This window comes from Pseudomonas sp. FSL R10-0056, assembly GCF_009600105.1.
Taxonomy (GTDB): Bacteria; Pseudomonadota; Gammaproteobacteria; order Pseudomonadales; family Pseudomonadaceae; genus Aquipseudomonas; species Aquipseudomonas bubulae.
Map to the genome: position 1 here is coordinate 1 of NZ_WIWL01000149.1, position 244 is coordinate 244.

Consider the following 244-nt stretch of genomic DNA (forward strand, 5'->3'; position numbering starts at 1 on the left):
GGTCGGGGTAAGGGGATTCGAACTCCTGACATCCTGCTCCCAAAGCAGGCGCGCTACCGGACTGCGCTATACCCCGGTAAAAAAAAGCACCTTCAAGAGGCGCCTTCTTCGATCAGTGCTTTTGGCCTCTGATCTTAAGATCTAACCCCAGCGAACTGGAGCCAAAAATGGTGGGTCGTGTGGGATTCGAACCTACGACCAATTGGTTAAAAGCCAACTGCTCTACCAACTGAGCTAACGACCC

2 tRNA genes are annotated in these 244 nt (G+C 52.9%); both read right to left on the reverse strand.

What is annotated here, in order from left to right:
* Nucleotides 1-2: 2 nt before the first annotated feature.
* A tRNA-Pro gene (locus tag GHO42_RS07790) sits at nt 3-76 on the reverse strand.
* A gap of 92 nt (nt 77-168) precedes the next feature.
* Nucleotides 169-244 (reverse strand) — tRNA-Lys (locus tag GHO42_RS07795).